This is a genomic window from Raoultibacter timonensis, assembly GCF_022845715.1.
Classification (GTDB): domain Bacteria; phylum Actinomycetota; class Coriobacteriia; order Coriobacteriales; family Eggerthellaceae; genus Raoultibacter; species Raoultibacter timonensis.
Genome location: NZ_AP025564.1, coordinates 217319 through 233852, shown reverse-complemented (window position 1 = coordinate 233852; position 16534 = coordinate 217319). Strand labels below are relative to the sequence as shown.

14 protein-coding genes are annotated in these 16534 nt (G+C 60.3%); 7 read left to right on the top strand and 7 right to left on the bottom strand.

Annotated features, from left to right (window positions below):
* Positions 1-147: 147 nt before the first annotated feature.
* Genes MWL89_RS00760 through MWL89_RS00745 form a run of 4 tightly spaced genes read right to left on the bottom strand, consistent with a single transcriptional unit; the run spans position 148 to position 3196 of the window.
* Positions 148-1308 (bottom strand): ABC transporter permease, encoded by a 1161-nt coding sequence (locus MWL89_RS00760; RefSeq protein WP_244411352.1) that lies wholly within the window; start codon positions 1306-1308, stop codon positions 148-150.
* A complete protein-coding gene (locus MWL89_RS00755) occupies positions 1305-1982 on the bottom strand; it encodes an ABC transporter ATP-binding protein (protein WP_244411351.1) in 678 nt (225 codons plus the stop codon). The genes MWL89_RS00760 and MWL89_RS00755 overlap by 4 nt, the downstream gene beginning before the upstream one ends.
* Positions 1983-1990: 8 nt before the next feature.
* On the bottom strand, positions 1991-2890 hold the full coding sequence (locus MWL89_RS00750) for an efflux RND transporter periplasmic adaptor subunit (RefSeq protein ID WP_244411350.1): 900 nt from the start codon (positions 2888-2890) through the stop codon (positions 1991-1993).
* A 51-nt stretch (positions 2891-2941) separates the two neighbouring features.
* Entirely contained in the window at positions 2942-3196 is a 255-nt protein-coding gene (locus MWL89_RS00745) for a hypothetical protein (protein ID WP_244411349.1), read from the bottom strand.
* A gap of 160 nt (positions 3197-3356) precedes the next feature.
* Here MWL89_RS00745 and MWL89_RS00740 point away from each other — a divergent pair, with 160 nt between their 5' ends.
* Positions 3357-4079 carry a response regulator transcription factor gene (locus MWL89_RS00740; protein WP_244411348.1) on the top strand — a complete coding sequence of 241 codons (723 nt, stop codon included), beginning with the start codon at positions 3357-3359 and terminating at the stop codon, positions 4077-4079.
* Complete coding sequence (locus MWL89_RS00735) at positions 4033-5403, top strand: sensor histidine kinase (RefSeq protein ID WP_244411347.1); 1371 nt, start codon at positions 4033-4035, stop codon at positions 5401-5403. The genes MWL89_RS00740 and MWL89_RS00735 overlap by 47 nt, the downstream gene beginning before the upstream one ends.
* A 93-nt stretch (positions 5404-5496) precedes the next feature.
* Here MWL89_RS00735 and MWL89_RS00730 read toward each other — a convergent pair whose 3' ends face one another.
* Genes MWL89_RS00730 through MWL89_RS00720 form a run of 3 tightly spaced genes read right to left on the bottom strand, consistent with a single transcriptional unit; the run spans position 5497 to position 9378 of the window.
* The gene (locus tag MWL89_RS00730; RefSeq protein WP_244411346.1) at positions 5497-5958 is read right to left on the bottom strand and encodes a VOC family protein; all 462 of its coding nucleotides are present in this window, start codon (positions 5956-5958) and stop codon (positions 5497-5499) included.
* Between the two features lie 14 nt (positions 5959-5972).
* Entirely contained in the window at positions 5973-6794 is an 822-nt protein-coding gene (locus tag MWL89_RS00725) for a 4Fe-4S dicluster domain-containing protein (RefSeq protein WP_244411345.1), read from the bottom strand.
* A 4-nt stretch (positions 6795-6798) separates the two neighbouring features.
* Positions 6799-9378 (bottom strand): molybdopterin-dependent oxidoreductase, encoded by a 2580-nt coding sequence (locus MWL89_RS00720; protein WP_102379644.1) that lies wholly within the window; start codon positions 9376-9378, stop codon positions 6799-6801.
* A gap of 375 nt (positions 9379-9753) precedes the next feature.
* On the opposite strand from MWL89_RS00720, the gene MWL89_RS00715 reads away from it, so the two are divergent.
* From MWL89_RS00715 to MWL89_RS00695, 5 genes are all read left to right on the top strand, one after another.
* Entirely contained in the window at positions 9754-11430 is a 1677-nt protein-coding gene (locus tag MWL89_RS00715) for a helix-turn-helix transcriptional regulator (RefSeq protein WP_244411344.1), read from the top strand.
* A gap of 181 nt (positions 11431-11611) precedes the next feature.
* Positions 11612-12817, top strand: coding sequence for an MFS transporter (locus MWL89_RS00710; protein ID WP_102379390.1), 1206 nt, complete (start codon positions 11612-11614; stop codon positions 12815-12817).
* Positions 12818-12920: 103 nt separating this feature from the next.
* Positions 12921-13154 (top strand): hypothetical protein, encoded by a 234-nt coding sequence (locus MWL89_RS00705; RefSeq protein WP_102379391.1) that lies wholly within the window; start codon positions 12921-12923, stop codon positions 13152-13154.
* Between the two features lie 133 nt (positions 13155-13287).
* Positions 13288-15789, top strand: coding sequence for a molybdopterin-containing oxidoreductase family protein (locus MWL89_RS00700; RefSeq protein WP_102379392.1), 2502 nt, complete (start codon positions 13288-13290; stop codon positions 15787-15789).
* On the top strand, positions 15789-16532 hold the full coding sequence (locus tag MWL89_RS00695; protein WP_102379393.1) for a 4Fe-4S dicluster domain-containing protein: 744 nt from the start codon (positions 15789-15791) through the stop codon (positions 16530-16532). The genes MWL89_RS00700 and MWL89_RS00695 overlap by 1 nt, the downstream gene beginning before the upstream one ends.
* Positions 16533-16534 lie beyond the last annotated feature (2 nt).

The following is a 16534-nucleotide window of genomic DNA, read 5'->3' as shown; positions in this document are numbered from 1 at the left end:
CCGAAGCGTCCTTGCACACCTCGGAATAGCGCGATCCCCAGGAGAGCAAGAACCCACAGCCCCGCCTTCGCCAACAACGACCTCAGCAAAGCGGCGGCTCCCGACAACCTCGTCGGGAGCCGCCGCTCGCCTAGCCCCGAACTCGCCCTACTCCTGGCGCAACGCCACGACGGGATGCAGCTGCGACGCCCGATGCGCAGGAAAGATGCCGAACACGAGGCCGATGACCATGCTCGCACCCGCGGCAACGCAGACGACGGTCGGCGAAACGACGCAGGGGATGCCCGCGTACTCGGCCGCAGCGCAGAGCGCCATCCCAAGCAAGATGCCGAGCGCACCTCCGAGCAGACTCAGCACGAGCGCCTCGACGAGGAACTGGATCAGGATGTCGCCGCGCCGTGCGCCGAGCGCCTTCTTGATGCCGATTTCGCGAACGCGCTCCGCAACCGATACGAGCATGACGTTCATGACCCCGATGCCCGCAACCAGAAGCGAGATGCTCGCAATGCCGGCAAGAAGGAGCGTCATCGTCTCGTTCACCGTTCCCCCGGCGCCGAGTAGCTCGTCTTGGGTGTTCACGGAAAACATGGCTGGGGATATGCCCTTCTCGTTTTCGAGGTAATCCGAAACGGAGCCTTTAGCAAGTTGCACGGCGTCGTCGCCCGCCGCCCGCACATAGAGCGTTTCTATCTTCCCGTCAGACCCCAACGTTCCGGCCGATTGATGCGGCACGAGCACGAGACCCTCGGTGTTGAGACCCATCGATTCGCCCTTTTCCTCGAGCACCCCCACAACGGTGAACTCATCGCCCGCAAGCTTGATGGTGCGCCCGAGGGCATCGGTCGTTCCGAAAAGATCGCGGGCGACGGCACCGCCGATTACGCACACCTTCGATTTGCTCTCCCGATCGACCGACGAAAGGTTGCGGCCCGCAGCAAGCTTGAGGTTTCGAACGTCGAGGTAATGCTCGTCGGAGGCCTCGACCGCTGCGCGGTTCGACTTCTCGGTGCCGGCGCTTACAGAAGCGTTCAGATGCTTCGACGGCACTGCATCCGCCACGCCGGGGAGTGCCCGCACGTCGTCCATGTCGTCGTATCCGAGCGACCCTTCGAACAGGTACGCCGAGATGATATCGCCGCCGAGCGCCTTCATCTGTTCGGCAACCTGCCGGTTCGATCCGTCGCTCATACCCACCAGCACGATGACCGACGAGATACCGATCACCAGCCCGAGCATCGTAAGCACCGTGCGCAGCTTGTTGCGGGCCACGTTCCTGGTGGCATCTTTGCCTATCTGCAGCCACTTCATACGCTAACCGCCTCCTCGAAAAGCATGCCGTCGGCTATCGTCACCACGCGGCCCGCCTCGCGGGCAAGCTCGGGGTTGTGCGTAATGAATACGATCGTTTGACCCAGTTCGTTGAGCGTTTTGAGCATCGCCATGATCTCGGCGCTCGTCTTGGAATCGAGCGATCCCGTCGGTTCGTCGGCAAGGAGGATATCGGGCGAGCCGACCAAGGCGCGCGCGATGGCCACGCGCTGCTGCTGGCCTCCCGACAGCTGGGAGGGCAAATGCTTTTCGCGTCCCCCGAGTCCGAGACGGGCAAGCATGTCGCGGGCAATCTTGTCGGCTTGACGGGCACGCATGCCCCGGTAGATGAGCGGCACGCGCACGTTCTCTTCGGCACTCATCGATTTGAGCAGGTTGAAGTTCTGGAACACGAAGCCGATCTTGCGGTTGCGCAAAGCGGCCAGACGATTGCCGGACATGTGCGAGACGTCTTCGCCGCCGAGAAGGTAGGTTCCCTCGTCGGGCGTATCGAGCAATCCGATGATGTTCATGAGCGTCGATTTGCCCGATCCCGAGGGACCCACGATGGCAACGAATTCACCGCGCCGGACCGAGAAGTCGACGGCATCGAGCGCACGGATTTCATCATCGCCCATACGGTACAGCTTGGATAAACGGGTTATGGAGATCATGGCGCACCTCAGCCCTCAGCGGCACGGGACACGAAGCTGATACCGCCTCCGTCGATCGCCTCCGACGGCGCGGTCTCGTTCACAACCACTTCATCGCCTTCGCTCAGATCGCCGACAACCTCGACCTTCGTTCCGTCGGACAGGCCCGTTTCCACCTCAACAGGTTCGAGCGAACCGTCGACATGCTGCACAAGCACGAAGTGGGTGCCGTCACCCCCGTCGTTTACGGCGCTCACGGGCACCGTGAGAACATCGTTCACCTCGCCCACCTTGATGCTCACGTTCGCCGACATGCCGATGAGCATGCTTCCGTCGTTGGGAATCTCGACGGTCACCTTGTACTTCGAGCCGGTCGCCTCGTAGGTGCCCACTTCGTTGATTTTCACGACCGTGCCCGCATGCACCGCCTCATCTTGAGCACCCAACTTCACTTCCACGTTCTGACCCACGGAAAGATCGGCGATCTCGGCTTCAGGCACCGCAAGCTCAACATGCATCGAATCAACCCGGGCGACTTCCACGTAGTGCTCTTCGGTCAGCTCGTCATACTCGTCTTCGGGAAGGCTCTTCCCCAATACAACCAGATCGTACGGTGCAACAAGCGGATCGCCATACGTGTATTCGACCAGAGGCGTACCGGCGGGAATGCGCTCGTTGAGCGGCACCTCTGACGATCTGAAGTAGCGCCATTTCGCCATTTCGAGCTTTTCGGTGTCGGAGGGCTTCACTTCGCCCGGACCGGTAACCAGCTTTTCGATCGGACCCTTCTCTACCCGTGCCGTTGGCATGTGCGGAGCCTCGATGTCATCCGATGCCGCAGCGTCCTGCCCCACCAGCACGTACGCAATTCCACCCAAAGCGGCAACGAGCAGCGCTACGACAAGCACTTTCCCAATAGTTTTCACCATATTCGATCTCTCTTCCTACCACGTTCGCTTCCTCTCGGCTTGCGCCTGAGGCTATTCGGCAGACTCATCGTCCGGCACCGACCCGGTTCCATCGCTTGGAGTCTGGGTTATCGTAGGAGCCTCGCCGCTCGAGGGGTCTCCGTAGATAAACTCTCCCGGAGTTTCAGTCTGAACGCCGGAATCAAGTACGTTTTGCTCATCTCCCTGCGCGCTGAGATTCTTGAGCAGCACAAACCCCGCACCCAAAATGACCAACACGGCTAGCACGATAACGAGATTCCTGAACGCTTTGCTTTTTGCATACATCGATTACTCCTTTTCTCGGTTTCAACGCTTCCGCATAGTAGTCAAACGAACCTTAAGCAAACGTGAAACGGGGGCGCTCCCCTCATGGAGATATCTCCATGCCCGTTTAACCGTTGTTTAACGATGCGGATGATAGAATGAGCGCGAAGAAGGTGTGCGCATGAAGATCCTCATCGTCGAAGACGACCGCAACCTATCGCATGCGATCAAGCGATGCCTCGCATCCTCGCACGACTCGGACCAGGCGTTCGACGGAGCGGAGGGCTACTTCCTTGCGAGCAAAGGCGTATACGACCTGATCATCCTCGATCTGATGCTGCCCGCGCTGGACGGCTATACCGTACTCGAGCGCCTGCGCGAGGAAGGCGTGTTCACGCCCGTGCTCATCCTCACGGCGAAAGGCACGCTCGCCGATAAGGCCCGCGGGTTCAGATCAGGCGGAGACGATTACCTCGTGAAGCCGTTCCATCGAGACGAGCTGCTCATGCGCATCGAGGCGATCTTGCGCCGGACGATGGGGCTGTACGAGACGAAAGACCTTGTGTTCAAAGAGCTTGTCATCTCGCGATCGCGGCGCACCGTCGAGATAGCCGGGAAGCCGCTCGACCTCAAGGGCAAGCAGTTCGACGCGCTCGAATACCTGGTGAGCAACCAGGACAGGCTCATCTCGAAAACCCAGCTGTTCGATCGCGTATGGGGGTTTCTCTCCGAAACCTCCTCGAACGTGGTCGCCGTGTACATGAGCGGCATCCGCAAGCAGCTGAAGCCTTTCGGCTACGACATCTACCTCAAGACGATCCGCGGGGTCGGCTACCTGTTTACGGAAAAGGACGCGCATGATGCAGAGGATACGAACCCAACGCCCGATGCCGACCGCGATTGAGGGCGATCGCCTCAGGCGCGAATCGATACGCTACACCGCCCTGTTCTTCGTCGTGTTCGGGCTCATATTCGCCTTACTCGGCGTATTCGTGTACCAAACGGTGAGCAGCAATATCTTCCAAGCGGTTGACGAGCAGCTTTCCGTTTCCAGCTTAGATGGCCCCGTCAATATATCCTCGTCCACCTACGCGATTGGCGCACCGGATGCCGAAGCGGTGACGGGAGACGAGTCCACCGCAAGCAACATCTCATTGAGCGAAAGCATCAGCGCCACCATCGAAAGCAACCCCCAAACCATCTTTCTCACCCGCTCGAGCGACGGCACGCCCAACGATACGTACGGCATCTACGCCTCGTACCCCGAGTTTATCGAGAATCTGCCCTTCGATTCCAACGTGCTGAACACGCCGTATCTCGTCGAGCAGGACGGCCATCACTACCGCGCCATCAACTATCAGCTCGAAGGCGGCGAAAGCGGTGCTTCCTACATGCAGGCCATCGCAAACGTCGATTCCGAAATCGCAATTCTCGACCAGTTCACCGCCATGCTCGTTGCCGGCCTCGTTGTTGCGCTCGCTATCTCCGCCGGCGCAAGCTATCTGCTGTCGCGCATGACACTGCGGCCCATCGCGGACGCCTGGGCGAAGCAGACAGAATTCGTGCAGAACGCCTCACACGAGCTGCGCACCCCGCTCACCGTCATCCGCACCACCCAGGAGCTGCTGCTCGACGACCCTCATGCGTGCATCGTCGATAAGTTCGAGGACATAACCCTGACGATCGAAGAGGCCGAGCGGCTCTCTCGGCTCACCGAGAGCCTACTGGTGCTTACCGCAACTGATGCGGGGCACCTTGATCTGGAGACGAGCAATGTCGACCTGCGCGAGCTCTGCACCGAGATCGTCTCGGCATACGGAGACATCGCGCTCATGCAGGAAAAAACGCTTGCGCTCGACGAGTGCGGCGATGCGACGGTGCGCGGCGATCGCGACAAGCTTCGGCAGCTGCTCGCCATCCTGCTCGACAACGCGCTCAAGTACACGGGCGAAGGCGATGCCGTGCGTCTGAGCGTCGCATCGCAGGGATCCGAGGCGGTCGTTACCGTGAAGGATACGGGCATCGGCATCGACGAGGGCGACCTCGAGCGCGTGTTCGACCGTTTCTACCGTGCCGATACGGCCAGGTCGCGCGAGACGGGAGGCTCCGGGCTCGGTCTTCCCATAGCCAAGGGAATCGCCGAAGCGCACGGCGGCACCATCCGCCTGGAGAACGTCGAGCCGAGGGGAATCGCCGCCGTCGTGAGGCTGCCGAATAAAAGAGGTTGATATCCCCCGAAGGGCACGGCACGTACCGGCATGAAGCGGGGCGAAACGCTGCACTGCGCTTCGCCCCGCCTTATCATCGTGAAGCTTCGTTACCTACAAGCCCGAGATATTGTCCTGCACGAGCTCGAAGCGCTCGCTTCCCGGCCCCCTGAAAAACGCGATGCGCATGTTCAGGCCCTTTGCGCTGCAGGTCTCGAACACCTCGCCTTCCAGGTCGCACGGGCGGTCGAAATCGAGCGACGGATCGAACGGCCCCGCTTCCATCTCAACGCCGTGCTCCAGCAGGTGAGCCACCGCCGCATCCATATCGGGAACGCGGAATGCCAGGTGGTTGAGCGAAACAGCAGCCGCTTCGAGGGGCGTTTTATCCTCCTGCTCCAAAAGCTCCACCACCGTGCCGCCGGGATGGCGCATCCACGCCATCTTCAGCGGCTTATCGCCCTCCATCGCAAGCGATTCGAATAGCAGCTCGAATCCCAGAACATCGGCATAAAACGCGATGGACGCTTCGATGTCTCTGCAGTATATGCCCGAATGCTGCGTGCTCAATTCCATGAAAGCCCACCTTCTTACGCGCGGTACAGGGCGATCGTCCCGACGTTCAGGTCTTTCTCGACCGTCGAGATGAAATCAGAAACGGTGCGGGGCAGGTATCCTTCCGCTTCGACCGTGATGCTGTAGTCGGCCGGCTCGATCTGGCGGAACCAGAAATCGCCGAAGTCGTCGGATTCGGTTTCCCTCGTCTGGCCTGTCGCAAGATCGGTGAGGACGACCTTGGCGCCGATGATGACCTCTTCCTCCTCGAGATCGGCGATCTCGCCGCCGATGAAGCGCTTGGGAAGGTTCAGGTAGTACACGCTGGGGCCCGTACCGAATTCGGGGTGGAGCTTCTCGGCGGCATCGAGTTCGCCGGCGAAGTCCTCGATATCGCCGAACCTAAGCGCGTCGTGGGCGCACGCCTCGACGCAGCGCGGTACCGCCCAGCCGTCGTCGAGCAAGTGAGCGCAACCGGTGCATTTCTGCGGGATGTCGAGCTCCTCGTTCCAGAACACCTTGTGATACGGGCACGCCTCCGCAATGGCCTTCTGGCCCTTCGCCTTCACGGGATCGATGACGACCAGTCCGTCGTCGCGGCGGTACACGGCGCCGTCCTTGGCCGCAGCCATGCACGGTGCGTTTTCGCAATGCTGGCACATGATGGGCGTATAGGCGACGGTGACCTTCGGAACCTGGCCGCGCTCCTTCTCCTCGACGTTGAGCCATTGTTGGCCCACATCGGGCTGCGGCGCCGCATAGGGCATCCAATCGTTATCGCAATGCTCGTCCTTGCAAACCAACTGGCAGCTGCGGCAGCCAACGCACTTGGCTACATCGATGACAAAGGTCTTCATAGGGCTACCTCCCTTCCTTGATGATGCAGGATTCGGCCACGTGACCTGTGTCCTTATCGTAGAACTTCGCAAACTCGACGGGGTACTGCTTGGCAAGCTCGAGCACGTCGACCTTGGCGATGTTGATCAAGAAGCTGTTCGTAACCTCGCCGGGGCAGTTCTTCGACGTGGTGTTGGACGGGCAGATGAGGTTGTTCGCGCCGCCGCGGTCGAACTCGCCGATAACGATGCTGTCGACACGCGCACCGTGATCCTGGTACAGCGCACCCGGAATCACACGTTCGCTCAGACGCACGCCGCCCAAAACAGCACCGCGCTCGTTGAATATCTTGCAGATGTCGCCGTCATGCAGGTTCAAGCGGCCGGCGTCCAACGGGTTGACCCAGATGGGTTCGTACAGATAGCCGTCGGGGCCTTTGACCTTGCAGGTCTCGAACTCGCGCATCCAGGTGTTATCGTCGTTGTTCGCATGCACGCGCCAGCGGGGGTGGTTCGTGATGAGCAAAAACGGGTATTCCTTCGCGCGGGGGTGCAGCAGGCTCTCGGAGTGGGATTCCCCGTACGGCACGAAGTGCGGAACCGGGGGACGCTCGACGTCGTCGGGATAGTGCTCGGCGAGCGCGGTTGAGTAGAACTCGATCTTGCCGGTAGGCGTAGACAGCGGCTCGCTATCGGGATCCTCGTACCACGGACGCATGTGCAGACGATCGTTCTCCCAATTCTCGGCGGTAGGAACGACGAAGTAGCCCTTCTCCATCCACTCTTCGTAGGTGAGGTACTTCTCGCATCCGGAGTTCTCGAAGCCCTTCTTGATGAGCTCTTCCTCGGTGCCCTCGGCGTACTGCTCGTACAGGCCGAGCTTCTTGGCCACCTCGCCCACGGCCTCCCAATCGGAAAGGGATTCGCCGACGTGGGGGACGGCCTGCTCTTCATGGAGGATCATGTTGTACTGACCGGAGAACAGGTCGGAAGAGATGTCGTTGACCTCGAGCTTCGTGGTGGTGGGAAGAATGATGTCGGCGAACAGGGCATCGTTTTCAAGCCACGGATGCTGGGCCACGATGAACTGCAGGTTCGGGTGGCGCAGTGCGCGCTGCATCTCGTTGCCGCCGTTCCAGCAGGTCTGCCAGCAGGGGCTGTCGGTCCATATCATGTGGATCTCACCGGCGCCCGGCTGCGGGAAGTCCCACTCGATGAACTGATCCTGGGCTGGCATGCCCGCGATAACGTGGCCGCCCGACCAATGGACCGGCGGGTTCATGATGGCCTGGGGAATGAGGGTCTTCGGGATGAAGTTCACCGGCTCGGTAAGCATGGCCCAGCCATGGTACACGGAGTTCATATCGGGTTGCAGCTCGCAGCGCGGGAAGGGGTAGATATCGTCGATTCCGAACAGCCCGACATCCATGAAGTTGATCTGCCCGGCGCCGGGCTTTCCGAGCTGCTGCATGGTGAGCAGGCAGACTTCCAATCGGGCGGGCTCGCTCGAGTACGCGGCGCGGATGAGGCCGCCGCCCGCGCAGTGGCCGATCGATACGGCATGCTTCGCCCAGTAGCGGGCGAGCGCCTTGATCTGGCGCGCGGAAACGCCGGTGATGGGGGCGGCCCATGCCGGGGTCTTCGCAACGCCGTCCTCCCCGCCCAGAATGTAGCGCTCGAACCAGTCGAATCCGACGGAATGGGATTCGACCCATTCGCGATCGTAGAGGCCTTCCTTCATCCATACGTACGCGATGGCGCACTGCAGCGCGGCATCGGTGTTGGGAAGCACGGGAATCCACTTGTCGGCATGGGCTGCAGCGGCGTAGTTCAGGTCGGGCGTGATGAATATCTGCTTGATGCCGGCTTCGGTGAGAAAGCTTTCGACTCGGCCGGGCATCATGCCGCCCCATCCCCACGGCGTAGTCTCGGGATCGCCCGACCACATGATCACGCAGTCGCCGTTCTCGGCGATATCCTTGAACAGGTTCTCGGTGTGAGCCTGCTTGCCGACGGGATCCATGCCCCAGATATGCTTGGCTCCCCAGGTCCAGCCTTCCCACGAATCGGGCTGACGGGCTTGCAGGGTATAGCCGCCCAAAAGGTCGAGGAGCTTGCCCGGGCAGCCGTGCGCAGCGTGGATGATCTTCGACTCGCCGTGGCCGTCGATCTGGGCCAGCACGGCGAAGGGACCGTATTCGGCGTAGATGCGCTTCAGCTCCGAGGCAACGATATCGGTTGCCTCATCCCAGCTGATGCGCACGTACTTGGCTTCGCCGCGGGTTTCGGGATGGCGCTCGCCGTTCGGATCCCAATCGACGCGCTTGAGCGGATAGGGCACGCGGTTCTTCGAGTAGACGCGTTTCTTGTAGGCGTACTGCAAAGGCGTCGGAAGCGTATGGGTCTTCGGTTCGAGCACAGCTCCGTTGCGAGCCGTGATCTTCCAGGGACGCATGCTCTCGTAATCGTATTTCTCGTCATAGTGCATAGGGCGTATTCGCAGAATCTTCCCGTCCTTCACATCGACGGCAGCGGAGTTGGATCCCAATCCGAATCCGCATAGACCCAAAGATTTATATACCGTTTTGCCGCTGGTTTCCGGCATAGCTTCTCCTTCCTCAAGGCTTTCGTTCGCAGGATGCATCCCTACCGCTTTTCGCGCTCAGCGGAAGAAGGTTGCAATCGCCGTGCACCCCGCATATATTCGAACGCTTGTTTTTCGTGCGCTTTCAAAGCAAACGAATGAAAACGCCGCTCGCGTTGTCGCGAGACAAGAACGCGTCTTCCCCCTTTCGCCGCCTTGTGTAGTATTATGGTTGTCGGTGCTTTCGCTGAAGCCCGGTGCCATAGGCACGTCTGCCAGGACGGAACCTCGTTTGAGTGTATAGGCCGGAATTAAAACGGGCTATACCTCGATTCGATTGAAAGACCTCAGACGCATACAGCATGCTGAGGTAGTTGCCGAGTCGAAGGGCGAACTATGGAAGCCAAGAAACCGAAAGACACCCCCGCACGCAAAACCGCCTCATCCGTGCACGATACCGAGAAAAGACCCGTTTCAAATGCCCCCGTCCATACGCTGAACCAAACGGCCGACGACCCCATCGACACCGAGTCAAAACGGGAAAGCGAGCCTCCCTCATGGGCGCGCTACACCAACATCCCCTTCAGGCTTTTGGGCTATGGCGTCTTGATGGGATGGCATTTTCTGCTCATCTACTTTTCAACGGCGCTCGAGGCAACCGAACCAGATGCGTACGTGCTGCTCCTGCGGCAGCTCACGCTGAACGCCGCCCTGGCAGTAACGTTTATCGGCCTCTCGCTGACCGGCCGTAAGCCGAATATGCTGAAACTGCTTCTCTCCCCGCTTGCGATAGCGGGAATAGCGGTAACGGGCACCGTCGCAACGGCGGGAATCATCTACGCGCAGTTCTGCGATGTGGCCGTCGCCACCGTCGCGTGTATGGCCGTCGCGGGCGCGTCCGAGGGGTTGCTGCTATTCGCATGGCTGCACTTCTACTCCGAAACGGAGACGAACTACGCAACGCAGTACATCTCGACCTCGATCGTCATCGGCGCGTTGGCTGCGTTTTTCATCCGCCATCTCACCGTTGAAATAGCTTGGGTCTGCTTCGTAACGCTCCCGGCGATATCGGCCGGCATGCTCGCGATCAGCATCCGCCAAACGCCCGTTCGCAGCGCCGATAGAGGCGGACGCGGCCTGACCGACCACAAAGGCGCCGTGCGCCCGCTTGTCGCCTGCGCGGCAAACCTTGCCGTGTTCAGCGCGGCGTTCGGCTTCTTACAGGGAAGCGTGCTGCCCGACGGCAATCCCGTTTTGGCCGCCTTTACCCCTAATGCGGCCATCGGCGCCGCCGCTGCCGGGGCGGTCGCCATGCTGATATACCGAAAAATGACGGGCAGACAGGCACCCGAGCTCTTGCGCCGCGTATCGGTTGTGGTGTTCGTGGCCGGCGTCATAGGCGCGATATACCCCTGGCCTGCCACGAAGGAGATCGCAGGAATGGCCATCATGGCCGGGTTCATGATCGTCGACATCACGAGCCTCGTGCACGTCGTGAAGGTCATTCGCTCCTACGACATAGCTTCGGCGTTCGCCATCGGGCTCAACCGCGCGGTCGAGTACTCCGCATTCGGCGTGTCGATCGCTGCGGGGGCGTTGCTCGCCCGCACGGCGGGAGCCGACCCCCTGTACCCCCTGTACGTGTGCGGCGCAGTGACGATACTCACGCTCGGTTACGTTATGGCGTGCATGGGAGGTGGCCCCCTCGACTGGATCGCCTCCCTGTTTCCGGAAAACGAGCTTGTCGAGGAACACGAGGGGACGCTTCCCCCCTCCCCCATGGAAGCGTCTGCCCCCAACGCGCCCCACGATGCCAAGCCCGGGCAGCTGACGCTCGGATACTTCAGGCTGAAATGCCATGCCGTATGTGAGCAGTCGAATCTTTCGCCGCGCGAATCGGAGGTGCTCGTGCTCATGGCGAAAGGGCGCAATGCGGAATACATACAGAACGCCTTGACGATATCGAACTACACGGCGAGAACGCACATCGCCAACGTCTATCGCAAGTGCGACGTTCATTCGCTGCAGGAACTCATCGACAAAGTCGAGCAAACGGACGTCGAAAACACCTGATCGGAAACCGCGCCTTCTTTCATCTACCGCTTCTCGCGTGAGGCGAAACCACATTTACCGCAAGCCGCTCGATGCCGTTTCGGCGTAGGGCGGCTATAGTTCTTCCCATGGGTTGCTCTGCCAGGACAGCGCCGTTGAGTCGCATATCACGACAACGTCACTTTTAAAGCTGGGAGGTACCATGAGCGAGAAAGATCAATCGTTTTCCATGGGTCGTCGATGGTTGGTTTTCTCCATCGTTTTCATCATCGGGATTCTATCGGCGTACAGCATGTTCAAAGCACCGCCGCTGTTTTCGATAATCATTCCCGAGCTCGGATTCACCGACGAGAACATCGGATGGGTCATGTCGATGTTCTCGATCATCGGCGTCGTGCTGGCGTTTCCGGCAGGCGCGATCCTCGCAAAGCTGGGCATCAAGAAGAGCCTCATCATCACTGCCGCGAGCCTGGCCATCGGCAGCGCCATGGGAGCCATAGCCACCAACGCCCCGATTCTTCTGGCTTCGCGCTTCATCGAGGGAATCGGGATGGGCTTGATCTCGGTTGTGGGACCCGCCGCCATTGCGACCATCATCCCCCGCGCAAAGCAGGGCTTGGCTATGGGCATCTGGTCGGTATGGTTCCCCGCAGGCACCGTGCTTGCATTCAACACCGCCCCCGCACTGGCCGCAGGCCTCGGATGGCGTTCGGTTTGGTGGGTTGCAGCCGCGCTGTGCCTGGCGGCCCTCGTGTTCGCGCTTGTGTGCTATGCGCAGCCGCCGGCCGAAGAAGCCGAAGGGGAGCAAGCTGCAAGCGGCATCATGCGCAAGCCCGATATGTTCAGCATCATTATGGTCGCCGTGGCGTTTATGACATGGAACGCGTTCAACGCCGGTGCCATCAGCAGCTTCTATCCTACGTTCCTCGCGGAGGTCCACGCGATGGATCCCCAAACATCGGGCTTCGTAGCCAGCATCACCAACCTGTGCGTGCTGGCGCTCGGTCCCATCTCGGGTATCGTGTCCGATAAGCTCGGCACGCGAAAAGGATTGCTGGTGTTCGCATTCGTAGGCGCAATCGTGTTTTTGACGTTCGGTTTCTCCAACAACCTCGCCCTCATCTACGTGTTCGTGATCGGATTCGCGTTCTTCTCGGCATCGTGCGCAACGGGTACGTTCTCCATCGTTCCCGAGCTTACGCACCAGCCTGAGAAAATCGGCTTCAGCATGGCCATCGTCGCTTTCCTGCAGAATCTCGGCATCGTTATCGGATCGGCCGTCTTCCCGGTGGTCGCCGCCGGCCTTGCCTGGGATTGGAACACCGCCTCGCTCGTGTTCTGCGTACCGTTGGCCGTCGTCGGCCTGATCTGCGTCATCCTCGTACGCGAGAAGGCGAATCGCAGCTGATCAGAACGGCTTCGAACCCCTTGGTCGCTTTGACTGCACGCGAAGCCGACACGCGCTGTGCAGTCTCGTAGGTTGCATTGGTTTCGACAGAAGGAGGTATTTTATGGACCGAGCGGAATTCATGGCATTGGACCCATCCGAAAAGGCCGAGAAGCTGAACGGCCTGATCGACGAAGGTAAAACCCAAAAGGAGGCCATGGACGCCTACGGCATCACCATCAGGGATCTCATGGCTACGCAGGTGCTTTTTTCCAAAGCGGAAGGAAAATTCATCTCCAAAGCAGTAGGCGGCTTTTCGAATTTCCACAGCGATACGACCGGCGAAGCCGCTAAGTAGTGTTTTTTGCGAGCAAGGGCAGTCATACCCGTCGGAACAGGTTGCCTGTGCGCAGCCGCTCGTTTGAGCGAGGGGATCGCCCGCATCGCATGAATATTCTTTTTATCGCATTGCCGATAAGAGAGGAGGCACAATGTCAAGAGAAACGATCGTAGAGAAGCTGAGTGAGCGCCATGAGGGGGTGGAGCATTTTTACACCACGTGCCACAACAACGGCTGCTGGGACGCCACCTGCCTCATCAAATGCGGCGTGAAGGATGGGAAGATCGTCTCCATCGAGCCCGACGATTCCGTGAACGCGGGCGTTGCGCGCGAAGACGACAACGAGGAAGCCGTGCAGACGGGCATGCTTCAGGCTCGCGCGTGCCCCATGGGACACGCATGGCGCCAGGAGCTGTACTCTGAAGATCGCCTGCTGTACCCCATGAAGCGGATCGGCGAGAAGGGGGCGGGCAAAGGCCACTTCGAGCGCATTTCCTGGGAAGAAGCACTCGACACCATCGCGAGCAAGATGAAGCAGATGGCAGATGAGAATCCCGACAACCCGTGGCTGTACTACTGCTACTACGTGGCATTCGAAAGCTCCGACTTCCCGTTCGCGTCCTACATGCCCGGCACCATCACCGGCTGGGGCGATCACTCCACCTCCGGCGGCGCTGCGGCGGAGGATTTCCATCTGGGAGTTCGCCTAACCGACATCCTGATCAAGGGCACGAGCGACGCCTATCCCGGCTTCGAGGCTCCCGATCTGCTCAACTCCAAACTGGTGGTTCTCTGGGGCTTCGACCCCATGGTCGCCTGGTTCGGCCACGTTCCCTACTACATGAAGTTAGCCCAGGAGCGCGGCTGCAAGTTCATCCTGATCGACCCGGTGTACAACGTCAGCGCCGAATGTTTGGGTGCCCAATGGATCCCCATCCGCCCCGGCACCGATACCGCGTTCGGCCTCGCAGTCGCCCATGTCCTCTACACCGAGGATCTTTACGACCACGAATACGTGGCCCAGTGGGTCGAACCCGAAGGCTTCGAGGAGTGGCGCAAGTACATCGTCGGCGAAGTCGACGGCGTGGAGCACACCCCCGAGTGGGCCGAACCCATCTGCGGCATCCCCGCGGAAACCATCCGCGAATTCGCGCGCTACTATGCATCCATGAAGCCCGTCCACCTGCAGCAGATGTACGGCGTATCGAAGCGCAACCTCGGCGATTACGCAGCAGCGGTCGCCATGCTCCTTCAGGCCATGACCGGCAACCTGTCCATTCCCGGCGGCTGCGAAGGCGGCGGCGCCTCCTTGGTAACCCAGCCCCGCGTCTTCCCGCCAGTGCCCGACACCGGCCAGATCAAGGGCGACGTAGTGAACCCCATCACGAATAACAACAACAAGGTTACCGAGATCATGCACTGCCAGAAGCTCTACGCCGCCGGTGAGATCACCGAGGAAGAGTTCCGCCGTCGCATCGGCTGCCCGAAGGGAAGCCCGCTGCCCAACCTGAAGATGGCCATCATCCCGAACAACTACATCAACAACCAGCACGACGTTTCCAAGCGCATGGCCGGATTCGCCGACATGGAGTTCTCCTGGGGCTGGCAGTACTACCCCGATCAGCCGTCCATAGAGTTCTTGGACATCGTGCTCCCCTCCCCGATCATCCAGTTCGAATCCACCGACATGCACTTCTTCGGCATCAACCGCTACTGGGGCGCACCGGCCGGCATGCAGAACTACTTCCTGTTCGCAGGCAAGGGCGTCAATCCCCCGGGCGAGATTCGCTCGAAGGATTGGGTCTGGATGGAGCTGGCGCGCCGCCTTGGCTTCGCGGACAAGTACTGCCCGAAGATGCTGGACGTCACCGATTGGCGCGACTGGGACGAGCAGGTCATCGAGCGCATCTACAAGCCCGCGTACGAGGAATGGGCCAAAGACGAGAACGGCATGCTGGAATACTGCGGGGTCGTGCCGCCCTCGTGGGAGGAGTTCCAGAAGATGCCCATCATCCGCGTTCCCGGCGAGCCAGGCGAGTGGTTCCACCCCTTTAAGAACACCATACCGTGGGGCCGCTCCCCCTTCAAGACGCCGTCCGGCAAGATCGAGTTCGAGAGCTCGTACGTGAAGAACACCGATCTGACCCAAACCCGCTACGGCGGCAAGATGGACGCCTACCCCCGCTGGCAGCCAACCTACCAGGACCTGCCCGCGAACGACAGCTACTACCATCCGTGGACGCAGAACTATCCGCTGTCGATGGTCACCCCGGTTTCCACGTACCGCCAGCACTCTTCCAACGACCGGAACCCCTGGCTGAAGGGCGATTGCTACGATCACATGGTCCGCATGTCCCCGGCCGATGCGGCGGACCGCGGCATCAAGACCGGCGACCGTGTTCTGGTGTACAACCAGTACGGCGAAGTGGAGATCACGGCATACGTATCCTCGAAGCTGCTTCCCGGCACGGTATCCATCGGCCATGGCGAGTGGTCCCGATTCGACAACGTTCGCAAGTCCAAGCTCATGCCCTACGGCATCGACACGGCGGGCAACTGCAACCTCCTCATCGGAGACACGCATCTGCCCCATGTTGTGGGCGCGCTGCTGACAGCGGGCCTTGTGGAAATCAGGAAGGTAGGCGATGAATAATGACGCAGTACGGTTTCTTCTTCGACCAGGGCAGATGCTACGGCTGCAAAGCCTGCTCCGTCGCGTGCAAGGATTGGAACGACATCGAGCCCGGACCGGAAAAATGGATGAGCGTGTACATGTGGGAGAAGGGCACATTCCCGAACACCGCCATCGGGATCTTGGCGTTCAGCTGCGGCCATTGCGATAACGCCGTGTGCATCTCAGCCTGCGACCACGATGCCATATTCAAGGAAGAGAAGTACGGCGCCGTCTTGGTCGACCAAGACTTGTGCGAGGGCGACCGCAACTGCTTTGCGGCATGCCCCTACGGCGCCCCGAAGTTCGCCAGCGACGATCCCGGCACCAAGATGAGCAAGTGCACCATGTGCATCGATCGTCTGGAAAAGGATCAACTGCCCGCTTGCGTGGCGGCTTGCCCCATGCGCGCCCTGGATTTTGGCCCTATCGACGAACTGGTTGAGAAGTACGGCGACGTCCGTCAGATCGAGACGATGCCGTCTGCCGACATCACCACGCCCAACTGGATCGCGAAGCCGAACCCGCCCAAGGAGCAGCTGATTCCCTACGATGTGGAAAAAGCCATCGCGCTCACCAAGCCGCGTACGAAGACCGACGACGTGTACTCCGACATCAAGAACCTTACGGAGTTCGAAAGCGACGTTATCTGCGCGAGCGAACTGCGCATGAAGAACGCCACCGTCGCCGAGGTCATGGCCGCCACATCGAGCGACCAAGGCTAAAG

Coding starts and splice junctions, on each gene's coding strand:
- MWL89_RS00730 (WP_244411346.1), bottom strand. CDS start 5,958: ATGGAATTGAGCACGCAGCATTCGGGCATATACTGCAGAGACATCGAA.
- MWL89_RS00695 (WP_102379393.1), top strand. CDS start 15,789: ATGACGCAGTACGGTTTCTTCTTCGACCAGGGCAGATGCTACGGCTGC.
- MWL89_RS00750 (WP_244411350.1), bottom strand. CDS start 2,890: ATGGTGAAAACTATTGGGAAAGTGCTTGTCGTAGCGCTGCTCGTTGCC.
- MWL89_RS00740 (WP_244411348.1), top strand. CDS start 3,357: ATGAAGATCCTCATCGTCGAAGACGACCGCAACCTATCGCATGCGATC.
- MWL89_RS00745 (WP_244411349.1), bottom strand. CDS start 3,196: ATGTATGCAAAAAGCAAAGCGTTCAGGAATCTCGTTATCGTGCTAGCC.
- MWL89_RS00725 (WP_244411345.1), bottom strand. CDS start 6,794: ATGAAGACCTTTGTCATCGATGTAGCCAAGTGCGTTGGCTGCCGCAGC.
- MWL89_RS00735 (WP_244411347.1), top strand. CDS start 4,033: ATGATGCAGAGGATACGAACCCAACGCCCGATGCCGACCGCGATTGAG.
- MWL89_RS00700 (WP_102379392.1), top strand. CDS start 13,288: ATGTCAAGAGAAACGATCGTAGAGAAGCTGAGTGAGCGCCATGAGGGG.
- MWL89_RS00715 (WP_244411344.1), top strand. CDS start 9,754: ATGGAAGCCAAGAAACCGAAAGACACCCCCGCACGCAAAACCGCCTCA.
- MWL89_RS00720 (WP_102379644.1), bottom strand. CDS start 9,378: ATGCCGGAAACCAGCGGCAAAACGGTATATAAATCTTTGGGTCTATGC.
- MWL89_RS00755 (WP_244411351.1), bottom strand. CDS start 1,982: ATGATCTCCATAACCCGTTTATCCAAGCTGTACCGTATGGGCGATGAT.
- MWL89_RS00710 (WP_102379390.1), top strand. CDS start 11,612: ATGAGCGAGAAAGATCAATCGTTTTCCATGGGTCGTCGATGGTTGGTT.
- MWL89_RS00760 (WP_244411352.1), bottom strand. CDS start 1,308: ATGAAGTGGCTGCAGATAGGCAAAGATGCCACCAGGAACGTGGCCCGC.
- MWL89_RS00705 (WP_102379391.1), top strand. CDS start 12,921: ATGGACCGAGCGGAATTCATGGCATTGGACCCATCCGAAAAGGCCGAG.